This window comes from Hirschia maritima DSM 19733 (assembly GCF_000378345.1).
GTDB lineage: Bacteria > Pseudomonadota > Alphaproteobacteria > Caulobacterales > Hyphomonadaceae > Hirschia > Hirschia maritima.
This window is the reverse complement of record NZ_KB899548.1, coordinates 160,144-176,358: the sequence shown is the minus strand read 5'-3', so window position 1 is coordinate 176,358 and position 16,215 is coordinate 160,144. Positions and strand designations below refer to the sequence as shown.

The 16,215-nt window shown below is 45.0% G+C and carries 17 protein-coding genes; 6 read left to right on the top strand and 11 right to left on the bottom strand.

Annotated features, from left to right (window positions below):
- Positions 1–15: 15 nt before the first annotated feature.
- The 5 genes from F551_RS0114070 to F551_RS0114050 all read right to left on the bottom strand — a co-directional run bounded on the left by F551_RS0114070 (position 16) and on the right by F551_RS0114050 (position 4,163).
- The gene (locus F551_RS0114070) at positions 16–1,167 is read right to left on the bottom strand and encodes an inositol monophosphatase family protein (RefSeq protein ID WP_018998163.1); all 1,152 of its coding nucleotides are present in this window, start codon (positions 1,165–1,167) and stop codon (positions 16–18) included.
- Positions 1,154–2,494 carry a TldD/PmbA family protein gene (locus F551_RS0114065; RefSeq protein ID WP_018998162.1) on the bottom strand — a complete coding sequence of 447 codons (1,341 nt, stop codon included), beginning with the start codon at positions 2,492–2,494 and terminating at the stop codon, positions 1,154–1,156. Before F551_RS0114065 ends, F551_RS0114070 begins: the two co-directional genes overlap by 14 nt.
- A 112-nt stretch (positions 2,495–2,606) precedes the next feature.
- Complete coding sequence (locus F551_RS0114060) at positions 2,607–2,981, bottom strand: YybH family protein (RefSeq protein ID WP_018998161.1); 375 nt, start codon at positions 2,979–2,981, stop codon at positions 2,607–2,609.
- Positions 2,982–3,082: 101 nt separating this feature from the next.
- The gene (locus tag F551_RS0114055) at positions 3,083–3,370 is read right to left on the bottom strand and encodes a hypothetical protein (RefSeq protein WP_018998160.1); all 288 of its coding nucleotides are present in this window, start codon (positions 3,368–3,370) and stop codon (positions 3,083–3,085) included.
- A gap of 97 nt (positions 3,371–3,467) precedes the next feature.
- Positions 3,468–4,163 (bottom strand): fused DSP-PTPase phosphatase/NAD kinase-like protein, encoded by a 696-nt coding sequence (locus F551_RS0114050; protein WP_018998159.1) that lies wholly within the window; start codon positions 4,161–4,163, stop codon positions 3,468–3,470.
- 145 nt (positions 4,164–4,308) lie between these two features.
- Between F551_RS0114050 and F551_RS0114045 the strand changes: the two genes are divergently transcribed.
- From F551_RS0114045 to F551_RS0114030, 4 genes are read left to right on the top strand one after another with little or no spacing between them, the layout of a single operon-like run.
- Positions 4,309–5,094: a lysophospholipid acyltransferase family protein gene (locus F551_RS0114045; protein ID WP_026296846.1), complete on the top strand. Its 786-nt coding sequence runs from the start codon at positions 4,309–4,311 to the stop codon at positions 5,092–5,094.
- Between the two features lie 7 nt (positions 5,095–5,101).
- On the top strand, positions 5,102–6,382 hold the full coding sequence (locus tag F551_RS0114040) for a 3-deoxy-D-manno-octulosonic acid transferase (protein ID WP_018998156.1): 1,281 nt from the start codon (positions 5,102–5,104) through the stop codon (positions 6,380–6,382).
- Between the two features lie 3 nt (positions 6,383–6,385).
- Positions 6,386–7,390, top strand: a complete 1,005-nt coding sequence (gene lpxK / locus F551_RS0114035) for a tetraacyldisaccharide 4'-kinase (protein ID WP_018998155.1) — start codon at positions 6,386–6,388, stop codon at positions 7,388–7,390.
- Complete coding sequence (locus F551_RS0114030) at positions 7,390–8,385, top strand: lysophospholipid acyltransferase family protein (protein ID WP_018998154.1); 996 nt, start codon at positions 7,390–7,392, stop codon at positions 8,383–8,385. Before lpxK ends, F551_RS0114030 begins: the two co-directional genes overlap by 1 nt.
- Before the next feature lie 349 nt (positions 8,386–8,734).
- On the opposite strand, the gene F551_RS0114025 is transcribed toward F551_RS0114030, so the two are convergent.
- The 5 genes from F551_RS0114025 to F551_RS0114005 form a co-directional block, all read right to left on the bottom strand.
- Positions 8,735–9,157, bottom strand: coding sequence for a DUF1801 domain-containing protein (locus F551_RS0114025; RefSeq protein ID WP_018998153.1), 423 nt, complete (start codon positions 9,155–9,157; stop codon positions 8,735–8,737).
- Positions 9,158–9,166: 9 nt separating this feature from the next.
- Positions 9,167–10,213: a M23 family metallopeptidase gene (locus tag F551_RS0114020; RefSeq protein ID WP_233355262.1), complete on the bottom strand. Its 1,047-nt coding sequence runs from the start codon at positions 10,211–10,213 to the stop codon at positions 9,167–9,169.
- 82 nt (positions 10,214–10,295) lie between these two features.
- Positions 10,296–10,508: a DUF2093 domain-containing protein gene (locus tag F551_RS0114015; protein WP_018998151.1), complete on the bottom strand. Its 213-nt coding sequence runs from the start codon at positions 10,506–10,508 to the stop codon at positions 10,296–10,298.
- Positions 10,509–10,592: 84 nt separating this feature from the next.
- On the bottom strand, positions 10,593–12,278 hold the full coding sequence (gene xseA, locus F551_RS0114010) for an exodeoxyribonuclease VII large subunit (protein WP_018998150.1): 1,686 nt from the start codon (positions 12,276–12,278) through the stop codon (positions 10,593–10,595).
- Between the two features lie 53 nt (positions 12,279–12,331).
- On the bottom strand, positions 12,332–12,772 hold the full coding sequence (locus F551_RS0114005; protein ID WP_155826056.1) for a hypothetical protein: 441 nt from the start codon (positions 12,770–12,772) through the stop codon (positions 12,332–12,334).
- Between the two features lie 204 nt (positions 12,773–12,976).
- On the opposite strand from F551_RS0114005, the gene purD reads away from it, so the two are divergent.
- Both purD and F551_RS0113995 read left to right on the top strand, forming a co-directional pair.
- Positions 12,977–14,260: a phosphoribosylamine--glycine ligase gene (gene purD / locus F551_RS0114000; protein ID WP_018998148.1), complete on the top strand. Its 1,284-nt coding sequence runs from the start codon at positions 12,977–12,979 to the stop codon at positions 14,258–14,260.
- Between the two features lie 128 nt (positions 14,261–14,388).
- Positions 14,389–14,712, top strand: a complete 324-nt coding sequence (locus F551_RS0113995) for a hypothetical protein (RefSeq protein ID WP_018998147.1) — start codon at positions 14,389–14,391, stop codon at positions 14,710–14,712.
- A 55-nt stretch (positions 14,713–14,767) separates the two neighbouring features.
- Here F551_RS0113995 and F551_RS0113990 read toward each other — a convergent pair whose 3' ends face one another.
- Positions 14,768–16,204: a pseudouridine synthase gene (locus tag F551_RS0113990; protein WP_018998146.1), complete on the bottom strand. Its 1,437-nt coding sequence runs from the start codon at positions 16,202–16,204 to the stop codon at positions 14,768–14,770.
- Between the last annotated feature and the right edge of the window lie 11 nt (positions 16,205–16,215).

Below are 16,215 nucleotides of genomic sequence, written 5' to 3'. Positions count from 1 at the left end.
AAATGGCCGTTCTTCCTATACGTCGTGAGAGTGACCTGTTTCAGGGTCAAGAAGACGGTGAGCATGAAGAATGAAGAAGCGCATTTCAGCATTATCTACCGTGCGTTGAGCAGCCGACTTCCATGCGTTGTATGCCTCATCGTGTGACCCATAAGCGCCAACAAATTCGATTTTTGACAGGTCTTCAAATTCAACACCTGTGACATCTTTAAGTTCTCCACCGATCACAAGGTGAAGCAATTGTGCTTTAGCTGAAGGAGATTTAGTGTTCATAGAATCCATCTTCTTTTTCGAACTTACGTTATTTTGAGGTGCCGCAACGGCACCACATTCCTGCTTGGGGTCTGGTACAGGAGCGACTCGTACTTTGTCTATTAGCAATGGATGTAATTTTTTACCAGCCGCGACTACGCACCTTTGCACCGGAATACGCCCATTGAAGTGATACTCTTTTCCCAAGTGATCAGTACAATTACCACCAGCTTCTTTCAAAATTAACGTTGCGGCGGCTAAATCCCAGTCACATTTGTTGCCCAGTGCTATAGCAGCATCCCATTTTCCGGCAGCAACTAGCGCTATCCGATAGGCCACAGCGTTTGGAATCGGATCAGCCAAATGCATATCAGGCCAAATCCATTCGGGCATTTCTTCGTAGCGTTGAAATTGGACTGGATGTCCGATCATTCTACAATCTTCTATCTTTGAAGTAACTGAAGCAGTTATGGTTTCACCATTCAACCTTGCTCCACCATTCTGGCTGGCTTCAAACATCTCGTCGGTTGATGGATTATAAATCACACCAGCAACTGGAATATCATTGTAGAGCAATGCAATTGATACACAAAAATATGGTTCACCCGCGATAAAAGCTTTCGTTCCATCAATTGGATCAACCACGAACACACGGCTCATGTCTCGATTTTCGGCATCGTCCTTAGTTTCTTCAGATAGCCAACCATATGTTGGGCGTTCAGATAGCAGGCGCAATGCGATGCGATCATTCACTTCTATGTCGGCTTGGGTAACTGGATTATCTGGAGATTTATCCCAGCGTTTCGCACCTTTTTGAAACCAAGTTAACGCCAATTCACCCGCTTCTTTGGCAACAGCGCGAAGCAGAATCAAATCTTCATGGATACATTCGGCAATATTCTTAGATTCCGGCAAGCGACATTCCATCAATTAATATGCTAGGCGCATTCGTTGAACTACGGTTTTCCAAATCAGAACCAGGAATAAGACGCTTAAACATAGAAGGCAAATCACCAGCAATTGTGACCTCTGATACCGGATGAACAATTTCGTCATTTTCAAACCAGAAGCCAGATACCCCAACAGAATAATCACCCGTATTAGGATTGATTGACGGTCCAAACATATCTGTAACCAGCAACCCCGATCCTGCTTGTTTCATAAGCCCTGCTTGATCTAATTCACCTGGCATCAAATTTAAGTTTGACGTGGTAACACCCGGAGGGTCACCAAATCCAGAAGACGCCATTCCATTTGGCTTGAGGCCCAATTGTTTCGCAGATGGCCCCGATAATAACCATTGCGTAAGCACTCCGTTATCAATCAATTTTTTCTTGGAAACCGGACGAGCTTCTCCATCAAACCAGCGAGAGCCCCACCCGGACATTTCAAGCGGATCATCAACAATATCCACTCCATCCGCAAAAACTTGATTGCCCATTTCGTCTTTCAAGAAGGACACGCCTCGCGCAACAGACGGCCCCGATATTGCGCTTATAAACGACGATACTAAGCGACTTGAAACACGGTTATCATAAATAACAGCCGCAGTTTGCGTTTTAATTTTCTGCGCTCCAAGGCGCGCGACCGCGCGCTCACCTGCACTTAGACCAATTGAGGCAGGCGTTGGCATCTCTATATATTTTCGCTTAGCCCAACTGTCGTAATCGCGTTCCATCGCGCCATCTTTTTCAGCGATGGCCATAACTGCTGTAGATGTCGATCCACCATTTTTCATTGAAGAAAAACCATTGGATGCTGCAACATATGCTGTTGATGCACTCCATGTTGCACCTGCATGACCAGCCTGCTGTACGCCTTCTACGCCAAGAGCAGCGGCTTCAGCTTCAAGAGCGCGTTCCTTTAGAATGTCCGCAGATGGGCACTCATCACCTTCCAATTTAAGGTCGACATACTTAGTCGCAATTTCTTCAGCTGGTGTAATGCCGCAATATTTATCTTCTGGGGCAGCCTTGGCCATCGCCACGACGCGATCCACCATCGCGTTGAGCCCCGCTTGAGACATATCTGAACCAGACACATGCGCCTGACGTTGACCAACCAAAGCCCTCAGTGAAACGCCGCCGGATTCTTCACGTTCAACGCCTTCAAGTTCACCATTTCGAACTTCTACACTTAGGCTTTCACTTGTTGCCAAACTAGCATCAGCCGCATCAGCGCCAGCTTTGATAGTCGCTTCGATAAGGGACGATAATATGTCTGCTTTATTTTCTTGAGTCATGCTTAACGGTATGGACCGTGCTGCTAAAAACTACAACGATATTTGTGTGTCGAAATGCTGATTTTATAAAATTTAGTCCGTCTTAAATGCCGACTTCACCTAATTCACCGACCTAATGACCAGTTTGGTTTTTATCTGAATAATATCTCAAGAATGATTGCTTATCCCAGAAACCACGGTGAAAACTAATTTCTCCATTCTCAAATTCAAAATAACTTTGACCTTCGAGACCATTGGGATCTTTCCATTTTAAAGTAGCCCAATTACTTTCTCCAGCGATTTCATTAGCAATACAAAACATGTGAGCTGTTTCAAATTCTTGCTCAAACATTTTTTGTATCGCTGGTCGGCCTTCTACCGCTTTTTCTAAGATGATATGATTTTTTGCGCCTTCAGAAAACAAAGACGAAATCGCAACGGCATCAGCTTTATTAAACGCGTCTACCCAAGCTTCAACAATTTTATGGTGAGCCTCAGGCAAATTCAATTGCAAACACCTCGAATTAGAATCATTCAGTAATGGAGTATCACAAAAAAACCCGCCTCACGAATGTGGGCGGGCTCGTATTTCTTTATGATAAAACAGAGTTAGTGATCACGTGCATCCGGCAAACGATCATTGATGTCGTCTCGGATATCGAGAAGCGTTACAATCAAACCACAAAGAATCGTCGCTACAAACCATCCTACTGCTAACCCCGAGGCAAAAGCAACAAGCCCTTCTCCTGCTTCAGTCAAACGACGACCGAAAAGCTCGTAAAATGTTTGGTTGACTTGCTTACGCTCTATGTATGTTCCAAGTGCGAACACAACAATCACCGCAAAGTATGCGATGTAAACAAGGCTACGAAAGCTGTTGATAATGAAGAACTTCATAGCGAACCTTTATCCTATCCTGCGTCTGAATTTAGTTTTGGCAGTTTCAAACATGTTTACAAGTGTTTTCCCCCAAATCGGGTAATTAATAAACCCCTTACTCGCGGCGGAGTATACGATCTAACACCATTTTTGCTTTCCACGTAGCCAAAAACTCAGCTTTAACTGCTTCTCGATCATAGGGACCATCAATCCATTCCAAGAATGTTAGTGGTGTTTCACCCTCTGGAGTCGCTTGTGCAAAATCAATATATTTTTGAAAAAAGAAGTCCAGCATCCCTGTTTTACCTTCCTTCACGTGTAGATATTTGAAGGAAAGTTGTTCAATCGCATCTTCAATAGATAGGCCTTGTCGAAAATGCATATAGAGCACTGACATAATGCCAGCGCGATCAGCTCCTGATTTACAGTGCATAAAGGCAGGATACTTTATTTTATCGAATAGTTCTTTCGCACCATGAATTTTTTCACGAGTTGGTGTGTCCCGGGAGAACATCTGAAAATCTACCAATTCGATTCCATTTTGTTCACACGCTTCTTTTTCAAGGACATAATAACCCTTGGGACTTGCACCTCGCAAATTTATGATCGTTTTGATTCCCTGCTCACTAGCATAAGCAGCTATCTGTTTAGGCGAAGGTTGATTCCCTCGATACATCTCGTCAGAAATTTTATGCAGATTGCGAAATCTCAACCTTAAGAACCCGTGATCACCCCACATCAGGTCTTTATTGGCCAGTTTTCTACCTTCAGGCGTTGAAATATCGCGTGGTTCTTTTAATTTTTTGCCCAAAGTAAGCCCTCACAGGTGTATTTTAGTTATTCCTACGCAAATACGCTCACCCTTAAGAGGAGTAAAGACTTGTATCTGAAGACAAACTAGATGATTGTCTCTTCCACTCTACGCAACCCAATAGCGACGAGCTGATATTTAAACCATGCTGAAGTCCATTTTTCGATCTCAAATCCTGCAGACCATTCTTGGCTGGATCTTATGGGCATACATGGCGTTGATGGTTAGAACTTCAAAATGGGAAATCGAAGGCGAAGAGATTTTAAAAGAGCATTTTGAAAACAATAAAGGTGCTATCCTAGCCGCATGGCATTCTCGTATTTTTGTCATGTCTGTTCTGCCAGCCAAAATCACATCTCGCTGGAAGAAAGCTGAAAATCCGATCTCTATGATTATCTCTCAATCTCGAGATGGAGCATTCATCACCCAAGCTGCTATTCATCTACACCTAAACCCAATTCGTGGGTCAGCAGCAAATAAGAAGAAAAAAGATAAAGATAAGGGTGGAACAGAAGCTCTTCGTCTGGCCACAAGAGCACTAAAAAAAGGTGGAGTCGTCTGCATGACCCCCGACGGCCCCCGCGGCCCACGCGAAGAAGCAGGCCTTGGTCCAATAAGGATAGCTCAACTCACAAACACTCCAATCATTCTTTGGGGCGTTTCAGCGGCCCCTTCAAAACGCGCCAAAACTTGGGATCGATTGGTGTTGCCTGGGTTATTCTCTAAAGGCGCTGTTGTTTTTGCAGGACCGATGGAAGTCCCTCGTTCTGCTAACGCAGACGAACTTCGGGCTGAACTTGAAAGACGACTTAGAGAAGCCACCCGACGCGCTGACGAATTGGCTGGTCTAAAGATTCTACCCTATCCTGAGCAACTAGATGAAGCTACACCTCAGCTACCCTCTTCATCTTCTCAACCAGCAACAGAATAATAGATATATGACACTCAGTCTTTTTGCATATTCTGCCGCGACTTGGATGCTGGAACCCTTTGCTGGAATTCTGCTAAAAAAGAGATTGAAAGCAGGCAAAGAACGCAAACAAAGACTACCTGAAAGATACGGTAGAACTAACAATAACCGTCCACCAGGAAAACTAATCTGGATGCATGGTGCCAGCGTTGGCGAAACATCCATGCTTTTGAATTTGTTTGATAAATTAAAGTCATCTTATGACGACCACCATTTATTGATTACCAGTCAAACACTAACGTCCGCAGACATGATATCTGTTAAAGCCGGAAAAAACGTCATCCATCAAATGGCTCCGATGGACGGCCCGCGGTCGGTGGATCGATTTCTATCTCATTGGCAACCTGATATCGCGATATTTGCTGAAGGTGAAATTTGGCCCAACCTCATTCGCAAAACAAACAAACGAAACACGCCTCTGTTTCTGATAAATGCTCGAATGACTCAAAAGACCCTAAACAATTGGAAGAGACGTTCAAACGCAGCAAAAAAAATCTTCAATTGCTTTTACTTTACCGGCGCTGCCGATGAACAAACAGCTCAAGGCATTAAAGATATTTTGGGTTATCCGCCCGATGCGATTGGAAATTTGAAGCGAGCGATAGAGCCCCCCAAGTGTGATCCTGCGGAACTTGAAAAGTGGCAAACCTCACTCGCGAATAGACAGTGCTTGCTCGCTGCTTCAACGCACGCTGGAGAAGAAGTTTTAGCGCTTTCAGCATTTCAAATTTTCAAACGAAAATATCCAGATGCATTATTAATTTTGGTACCACGTCACCCAGAACGCGCGCCGGAAATTATTGACCATATCAAATCATATAATTTGTCTTTTGAACAACGTTCATATGATAAACAAACAGCATGTGCTGCTTCTGTGTTATTTGCCGATACCATCGGCGAAATGGGGTTGTGGTTAAGATTAGCCAATTCAGTCTATCTTGGTGGAGCCAATAAACCTGATGTTGGCGGACATAATCCGATAGAACCACTGAAGTTACGAAAAACTGTTTTTTCTGGTCCCCACACCTTCAACTTTCAAGACTTAGTCACCGCACTTGCACCCAGTGCATCGATAACCATCGGAGACACCCCCGACGAACTCGCAGCATTCTGGATGCATGCACTTGATGGAAACAACAAACCTTCCGCAACGGAACCTGATTGGAATTATGTTGATTCTGTTTTTTCTACTGTTGATGAACCCCTAGCAGTCACGTTAAATGCGATCCGAACTAAGTTAGAGGAGTAGAGTATGCAAGAACCAACCTTCTGGCAGGAGAGAGACCGGACAAGCAAACATGCTGCTCCCCTTGTCAGATCCCTTCTTACTCCATTTTCAATGCTCTATGAATGGGTCGGAAAATACAAGCTAGACAAAACAGATCCCGAAACTGTTGGTATTCCAGTTGTTTGCGTAGGCAATCTAACAGTTGGAGGTGCTGGAAAAACACCTTTGACCACCTACATTCGAGACGTTTTGCTGGCAGATGAAAACATTCGAGCTGCCGTTCTGTCACGTGGATATGGAGGTAACCTCAAGGACCCTGTTCGTGTAGATACCGACCAACACTCTGCCCAAAACGTGGGTGACGAGCCGCTCATGATGGCACAAACAGGTGAAAACTGGATTGGAAAAGACCGTGTTTCAGCAGCAGAAGCAATGGAACATGCGGGCGTTGATTTAATTTTACTGGATGATGGATACCAAAACCCTTCCTTATCAAAGTCCACCTCTATTCTGGTTATAGATTCCTCAGCACCCTTTGGAAATGCATACGTTTTTCCTAAAGGGCCACTTAGAGAGCCTGTAGAACAAGGCATTCAAAGAGCAGACATTGTTGTCTTACTAGGTGATGGTCCAGTTCCAACAGAAATTGGTGGATTTGTAGGTCCCATAATGCGGGCCCGCATCGTCCCTCAATCTTCCCCTGCGCCTGGAAAATACATTGCGTTTGCAGGTATCGGTCGACCACAAAAATTCTTTGATACACTGGCTGCGTTTCCTGATGTAGAAATCATCGAAGAAATCCCGTTTCCAGATCACCACGTCTATTCCGACGGAGACCTCTCTTATCTTCGCCAGCTCGCAAGAACACGCGTTGCGACTCTAATAACAACGGACAAAGATTACATACGTCTCCCTGAAGCTCAGCGCGGTAAAATCAATACACTACCTGTGACCATATCATTCGACTCTTCGGAAGATGAAGCACGTCTCAAGGCGGCATTACTTGCGCACCTGCCCTCACAGAAATAATGAATAAATCCGCTTCCAATTCAGATGATGAAGTCGCTTACAAACGACGAACATTTATAGATAGCAGGGCTTCCCTCTTGGAGCGCATACAATGGCGCGTGGAAGCTTTTGGTTGGGACCATCTTTACTGGAACCGTTTCTCAAAAATGGACATAGACGAAGCTTCAGATAAAGGTGCAAAACTCGTCCGCCGTATAGGACCAATAATAGGAAAAAGCTCAGAGCGTACAGCTAGACGCAACATTTCTATGGTTTTCCCAGAATGGACAGAAGAACAAGTTCAAAACTGTATTCATAAAACTTGGGAAAATTTTGGTCGCATCGCTGGTGAAATGCCACACGTCCACAAAATTCGTACTGATGGACAAGACCCAAGACTGACTGTTATTGGTAGCGAGTACGTTGATGAAATCAATGATATGGGCATTCCTTGCGTCATTATCTCATGCCACATGGCAAATTGGGAAGTACTTGCTTATCCAATAACGTCTAAATTCAAAGATCCGGTGATAACCTACAGGTCAGCCAACAACCCATACATTGATAAGCGAATGGCCGATGTCAGAATCAAAAACTCAATTGGGACATTGGCGGCCAAAGGAACTGGAACTCGTGATTTAATGCGAGCTTTATCCTCAAAACGCTCCATCGGCTTAATGAATGATCAAAAATTCAACGAGGGAATAGCAGTTCCATTTTTTGGATATGATGCGATGACCGCACCTGGGCCAACGCGCATGGCACATCGATACAAAATCCCACTTCTTCCAATGTCAGTGAGACGCACCGGCCCGGCCCGCTATACCGTAACTTTTCATAAACCGATCTGGACTGACCCTGATACGGAAACGGATGTAGCGGTTCAAACCACTCTTCCAAAAATCAATCAATGGGTTGAGGACTGTATCAGACAAGCTCCCGAACAATGGTTTTGGCAGCATAATCGTTGGCCCAAAGAAGCTTGGCAAAAAGCTGGCGTAATGGAACTGAAGTAATTTTTCGTAAAAGCTCAAAATCTCAACAATAGACAAAAACAAAGCATAGACGACCAACAAACAAGCAATTAGGCGGAATATATAGCTTAGATTTTACAATTCACGAGATTTTTCTATTTACAAATTGGAAAATTTTGAACAAAGATACAGTCACGTGGTGACGCCTTGCTTTATTCAAGTAAGCCGAGACCGCATCGATATCGTTTGTTTTGTCCGAGGGGTCAGATGAAGCAAGTACACGATTATCGGGGATGATGTTGAGGTGTGTGTCATAATACCTTCAGCTTTTCGCGAGAAGTTTGGCTGGGCTGGCCGAGCTTCTCGCATACCTCTTTCGTTAAAATCAATTTTACGTCGAAATCGGATATTTTTCTTCCATAACCTGCAAACTTTCGACGCATATCTCTTCTAGTACAGCCAAATCCACATCCGATAATTTATTGATATATAAGCAAGATTTACCAATTTTGTGCTTACCTAATCTAGACAATGGTTCGCTCATGTCGCGATAACCCGGCATAATGTAGAGCACCATATTGGCTTTGCGAGGTGAGAAACCAATGCGCAAGGCATCTCCTTCTCTCCCACTTTCATATTTGTAGTGATACTGCCCAAAGCCAATTATACTGCCGCCCCACATAACGGGTGGATAACCGGAAATCCTGCTCATAAATTCCAGAAGAAACTCAGCATCAGCTTTCCGCGTCTTGTGCTCCAACGCGGCAATAAAGTCCTTTGGAGTGGTGTCATTGTTTGGAACAGTTTTATTCATGACAAATTCCTACTTGCTAGCTTCCCACTCGGGCAATTCTAGCACGATTGCAGGATCAATATAGAAATCCCCTTTGCGATCCTCTCGTGCAAGGTTCTGCCATTTGACGGACCAATGCAAATGCGGACCAGTGGTACGTCCGGTATTACCAGTTGCACCTAATCTTTCACCCGATTGAACAATCTGACCGGCTTTCACATCCACTTCAGACAAATGCATGAAAACAGATACCAAACCATATCCATGATCCAAAAAGATCGCACCACCTTCATAATATAAATCGGGGTCAGCTAAAGTCACCGTTCCTGCCATTGGTGCAAGCAACTCAGTTCCCACAGGTACAGCCATATCCAAACCGCGATGAACGCTCATTGACTCACACGGTTTACCAGTAACCTTGGATACACCGATATATTTGCGTGTTGGACCAAACGGGCTGGAATAAGGCCCATCAGACGGCTTAGAAAAGGCAATTATCGAAGACTTTGGAGAGTTCAAATTAGCGAAGGCTTCCACCTTTTTTACCCAAGATTCACCAGCATGTTTTTTTTGTTCTGGCGTTCGTGCATCAACCTTATCGCAATTAAAACCTTGGATTTCGCGATATTCATCCTTGCGCGGAAGCACGGGAACTTCGATCGTTCCCTTCTTACCAATACCATCGTCCCATGTGATGATCGCAGGTGTCGATTGTTGTTGCTTTAAACCAATTGTAGCAATTCCAGCTTCACCAACAATAGCAACTTTTACTCCCTCTAAAGATACTTCTGTTCCTACAGGTAGTTGGCAGATGATTAAGCCTCCCTGCTGGGCTTCTTTTGAACATTTAGGCTCAGGCGCTACATGTGTCGGAATGTCTTCTTCCACTATTACAACATCGACTTGTTCAACAATTGGCTGAACAGGTTGTGCTTCAATCACTTCAGCAGGTTCGTCGACCGTCTTCACATCATCAATTAAAATCTGTTCATCAGCGTCAGACACTGGGGCGCAAGCAATCAAAGCGGCCAAACAAGCCACATTGGATAGTAAAGAAAACTTTTTGAAATTCGTCACAATGTCATCTCGCAGATACAATAGTTGAGGCGTTTACAACCTTCATATTGCACAGCGATGAATTCAAAATTAAGGCGAGGCGCTAAGAGGTTGGGTGTTTTTCTTTCCAACGCTTCACTGCCGCTTCAGCGTCCACATATGGCTCTTGCAAGTCCACACTCCAGTATTTCAGGTCTTCAATCTCAATTTTTTCATTCGTTACCGCACAAATAACAAACTGACCCATTTTGATTATTTCAAAATCAGCATCGAGATATTTGATTTTCGCTTCGCCCGGCAATCCTGAAGACAACATAATACTTCCTTACAAACCTCTTTCATCGCGAGGCATTCATTTTTTATTGTGTAAAACAAGGCAATGCCAAGACACAATAGCTTATTAGAACAAATCACCCTGCCCACCATCTGAAGGCGGCGGCTTAATTACCTTTTTGGGAGGGGCGCTCGTAATTCCTCCCAATTTTACTGGTTGTTGTGGTTCTGCGTCGCGGCCTACAATACGAGGCACTTCAGCTGGTGCTTTAGTATCACTAGTGACCCTCACTTCATCATCGATAAATTGGAGCCTCAATCTTTCAGCGGATGTCACATCTGATGCATGCCGCACCAATTCTCCATTCATGCGCTGAACCAAAACAAATCCACGCGCCAATACATTTTCATGGGAAACGGACGACAGAAGACGATTTATTGATTCAAGATTGTCATGCTTTTTGCGAATAACACGTTCAACCGCAACAGTGGCCCTGTTGAATGCATTTTCAATAAGTATCTGACGTCGCCCCAGAGTATTTCTGGGGTCACGCGCTAGAAAACGTCCATATACGCCGTGAAGTCTCTGTGATCGATCACTAACATCTCGACGAAGCGCAAACTTAGCACGAGAGCCAAGCGTCTCGACTGCTGTTTGTCTTCTCAATAGTTCGCGTTGCAGTGCTATGGGTTGCAATCCACCAGCGGCTTTTTGAAAACGGCTACGCAATCGCGCTGCTACATCTTTCAAAGCAAATCCAAGTTTCTCACCTGCAAAATCCAGACGTTGCCTCGCGTTTTGAACCAAACTATCCGCACGCGGCAGACGCGCAGCAACAGCCTTTAATTCAACCCGATTACCTTCCAAACCTCTTTGTAAGGCGCGTAGATTTCGCGCGCCCAAAGCATCATTTGTCGCTATGAGTTCTGCGCGTACAGGAAGAGCAATTTCTGCTGCACCTGTGGGTGTTGGTGCACGCCTATCAGAAACAAAGTCTATTAGCGTCGTATCAGTTTCATGTCCCACCGCTGAGATAACAGGAATCTCACTTTCAAATACAGCCCGCACGATAGCTTCGTCGTTGAAAGGCCAAAGGTCTTCAACAGATCCACCTCCACGCGCAACAATAATCAAATCTGGACGCTTATATTTTCTTGAGTTCGGGCTAATTGCATTGAAACCACGAACTCCACCGGCCACTTGTTCTGCAGCATACTCTCCTTGCACTAGCGCCGGCCAAATCACCACATGAGTTGGAAACCGCTCTTTAACCCGATGTAAAATATCGCGTATCACAGCACCAGTTGGACTGGTAACAACCCCGATAGTCTCTGGGATAAAGGGAAGATCTTTTTTGTGTTCAGGATTGAACAAACCTTCTGCCGCCAGCTTTTTCTTGCGCTCTTCTAACAATTGCATCAGCGCACCAACTCCGGCGGGACGCATAGATTCAGCAATCATCTGATAGTTTGACCGGCCGGGGTATGTAGACAAACGCCCTTCCGCGATGACTTCTAAACCTTCTTCAGGTTTGAAAGGAAGTTTTGAAACCTGCCCTTTCCACATGATTGTGTTTAGAACTGCTTTGTCATCCTTCAGATCAACATAAAGATGACCTGATTTTGCTAGAGTGACACGCCCCATTTCACCTCTGACGCGCACGAAAGAATATGCATCTTCAACAGTGCGTTTCAAACGGTTGGATAGTTCAGATACTGATAATTCAGGAGAGTTTGAACCTCCCGCATTGTTATCAGAATTTTCTGATGTCGGGTTTGCAGAATTTCTTTGCGGATCGAATAGGTCAGCCATACAGAACTAGATAAAGAAAGCCTGCCTAGGGGTCAAACCTTGAATTGTTCAATTCACAGCTCAATAGACGTATTTTTTTGTAATTTTAATGCGGTAGACACACGAGCCAATTCAAAACCACCATCCAACAATATGGATTCGGTTGTTACATTCCATGTTCCAGTAATTCTCGTGTCGTTCTCTTCAATAACGCCTGAGTAACAAACTTCATAATCTGATAACCCAGGAATTTCATTGAAATGCTTATCAAAGGCGATTTGATCGCCCTTTCGTTTCCCATCAATGTCGCCAGCTAATTCTGCAAATTCAGACAGAACAAAAGTATTTGGTTCAAGGGTTATCCCTGAGACCACTTCCTGCTCTTCCAAGAAATGAGCAGAAAACGCAACAGTCGAAGGGATTTGCATACAAGATTTACTGTACCAGTATTTCCCCGACCAAAGGCCAGACACACCTTTTCCTGATACATGATTATCTGAATTATTTTCCGCCACAATTTCCCCCATCAAGCCGATTTTCATTATCTTTTTGATTTTGGTATTAAACCACATATTGCGTGGGCTGGAAATCGACATCTCCAACAAAGTTAGACACTTGTTCAAAACTCAAAGTATTTTCGAACATATCCAGCTTGTCTTCGAATTTTTGGTAAATCTTCTCTTGACGGTTGGGCGGCCAAGCGCCAATGAATTTTTCCCATGAAAATACTTATCGTCGGCGGCGGCGGCCGCGAACATGCGCTAGCTTGGAGACTTTCTCAAAGTCCCAAAGTCACATCAATCGTTTGTGCCCCAGGAAACCCTGGAATGGCCAATGTTGCTCGATGCATTCCTATAAAAGCGGAAGACATTGAAGGACAACTTCGTCTCGCAAAGGATGAACGCCCCCACCTTGTAATCGTTGGCCCTGAAGCACCTCTCGCGATGGGATTGGCAGACAAATTGAGATTGGCCGATATCCCTGTGTTTGGCCCCTCTCAAGCTGCGGCGCAATTAGAAAGCTCTAAAGGTTTTTCTAAAGACCTGATGAAAGCCTGCAATGTACCGACTGCTGAATACGGTCGTTTCACGAACGCCGACGAAGCAAAAGCATTCTTGGACAAGTTCTCTGCCCCATACGTCCTCAAGGCGGATGGCCTTGCTGCAGGTAAAGGTGTTGTCATCGCTGAAACCCGCGAGGAAGCTGAAACCTCCGTCGATGAAATGCTCGGTGGACAATTTGGCGATGCATCTGCAGAACTCGTCATCGAAGAATTCATGCAAGGCGAAGAAGCATCTTTCTTCGTTATGACAGACGGAAACACTGCTGTACCATTAGCCGGTGCACAGGATCATAAACGCGTCGGTGACGGAGATACAGGTCCAAACACTGGAGGCATGGGAGCCTACTCACCCGCTCCAATCCTTGACGAAGCGATGCAAGAACGCGTCATGGATGAGATCGTTAATCCCACGATCAAGGGAATGCGGGATATGGGAATGCCATATACAGGCGTCCTCTACGTAGGTTTGATGATTGGTCCCGAAGGTAATCCGCGAGTTGTTGAATACAATTGTCGCTTTGGTGACCCTGAATGCCAAGTCATTATGGCCCGCATGAAAGGTGAAATTTTGCCCCTTATGCTAGCGTGTGCCACTGGTTTTGACCTCGCTGACTGCAAGCGCCCAGAACGCTTTGAGGATGCTGCAGTTTGTGTTGTGATGGCGACTGAAGGCTATCCTGGGTCTTATGAAAAAGGATCAGTCATTAAAGGCTTCAAAGAAGCTGAAGCATCCAGTGATGGTGTTGTGGTTTTCCACGCTGGAACCAGCGAGAAAAATGGCGAAATAATCGCCAGCGGCGGACGAGTTTTGGGTGTTACAGCTCTTGCAGATACTGTTACTCATGCAATCGATAATGCTTATAAAGCTGTAAATGAAATCGATTGGCCTGAGGGCTTCAACCGAACAGATATTGGTTGGCGAGCAAAAGGCCGAGGTTAACAAAAGTTAACAAAAAGACATATTGAGTTAACGCTAAGGTAATGTCGTTAACCTTCCTATAGAGGCAGTCATATGACTGTCTCTATTCATTTACCATCTATAAAAGATGGAACTATTGGGAGGAAATCATGAAAAAATTCATTATGGCGACGGCAGTAGCAACTTTTATGTCAGCACCAGCTTTTGCAGCAAGCATGACAATCGAATTTGCCACTGAAGGCGAAGACAAAGTTACTCTAACATTGAACAAAGAAGATGGTTCTGTCACAGCTGGAGACAAAACAGGTTCTTACACTTGGGATGAAGCATCTAAGACATTGTGTGGCGACGAGCTAGTAGACAATGCTTGCGTAACATTTGATGAAATCGTCAAAACCGCAGGAAGCTCTACAGGTTACACTCGCAATGACGGTGCAAAAGGTACTGCAACGATCGTAAATGTAACAGAATAATTTCTCTGACATCCCGTACAAATGTAAGGCTCTGGATCTCCAGAGCCTTTTTTATTTAACGTCGACCACGCGGTTTGTTTGCTCTATCCGTTTTGGAGCTCGATCCACCCCGTCGTGCTGGCTTCACCCCTTGAGGTTTAGATGATTTACGTTTGGATGCAGATCTTTCTCTCCACGGCAGACCGCCATCATCCCGTTCCGTTCGTTCGGTCTTGATTACCGGTGCTTCAACCTGCTCCTTAGTTGGATGAACTTTATTCCCTTTGGCACGCGCTCGATCACGCCTAGACCCAGCGGTTTTAGCGCGCTGAGGCAATTCCTTTTTGGTTCCATCCGCATTTCGAACCCAAATTGAATCCATCTCATTAGCTGAAGGTTTTCGCCCCTTCTTTGCCATGCTGCTAGGTACTTTAGCTTCACCTGGGGATGCTGGTTTACTGAAATCGCGCTCCTCTGCCCCCTCTCTCAATGCAGCATATCTATGGGGTGAATTTCGTTTAAAGTTCCGATTTTCAGGTTCTTTAGTAACGCGTTTGTTTGAATTTTTTTCACCACGCAATGGTTTCAACTTACCAGTCGCTTTCTTGGCAGCAGACTTGTCTTCATCGCTGTCATTACGACCTTTGGGTTTGCGACGATTGTCAACAAACTCATAGGATTGCGGTAAACTGGATGGGTCTGGACGGCGCTTCCTTGAAATACTATCGCCAAACTCAGCCAACAATTCGCCTGCAGGAATTTCAGCTACGCCGCCTTCAGGTAACTCACCCAATTCAAACGGTCCGTAAGAAACACGAATTAATCGGTTTACGATCAGGCCGACACTTTCAAGAGCGCGACGCGCTTCCCGTTTCTTGCCTTCAGTCAGGATCATATCGATCCAGTTATTATCGCCCGTCGTCTTATCCAGTGTTGCAATGATTGAACGATAGACAATTCCTTCAAACATTACACCTTCTTGCAGACGGTCCAATTCAGCTTGTGTAATTTTTCCAAACGCACGTGCACGATAGCAACGCTTTAAGCCTGTTGTTGGCAGCTCGAGTGTACGCGCTAATTCACCATCATTTGTTAGAAGCAATAGACCTTCTGTATTAAGGTCCAAACGCCCTATTGTCATAACACGCGGAAGTTTTTTAGGTAGATGCTCAAATACTGTCGGACGGCCTTCAGGGTCCGAATTCGTCGTCACCAAACCTTTTGGCTTGTGAAATTTCCAGAGCCTAGTTTTTTCTGGTCCGCCGACACGACGCCCTTCAACAGTAATCTTTTCGCCGCCTGTCACCTTAAACGCAGCGCTCTTTAGCACTTCACCATTGACCGAGACAAGACCGTCTTCAATCATTCGTTCTGCTTCGCGACGAGAGCAAACACCTGCCGACGCAAGCCATTTGGCAATGCGCTCCCCTTTAGACCAATCCTGGGTCTGTGACGCTTTTGGGGACGTTTTATCTTTTTTGGGCTTGCGGCCCGTCTCGCGACGCTCCGACATGAGCAACTCCA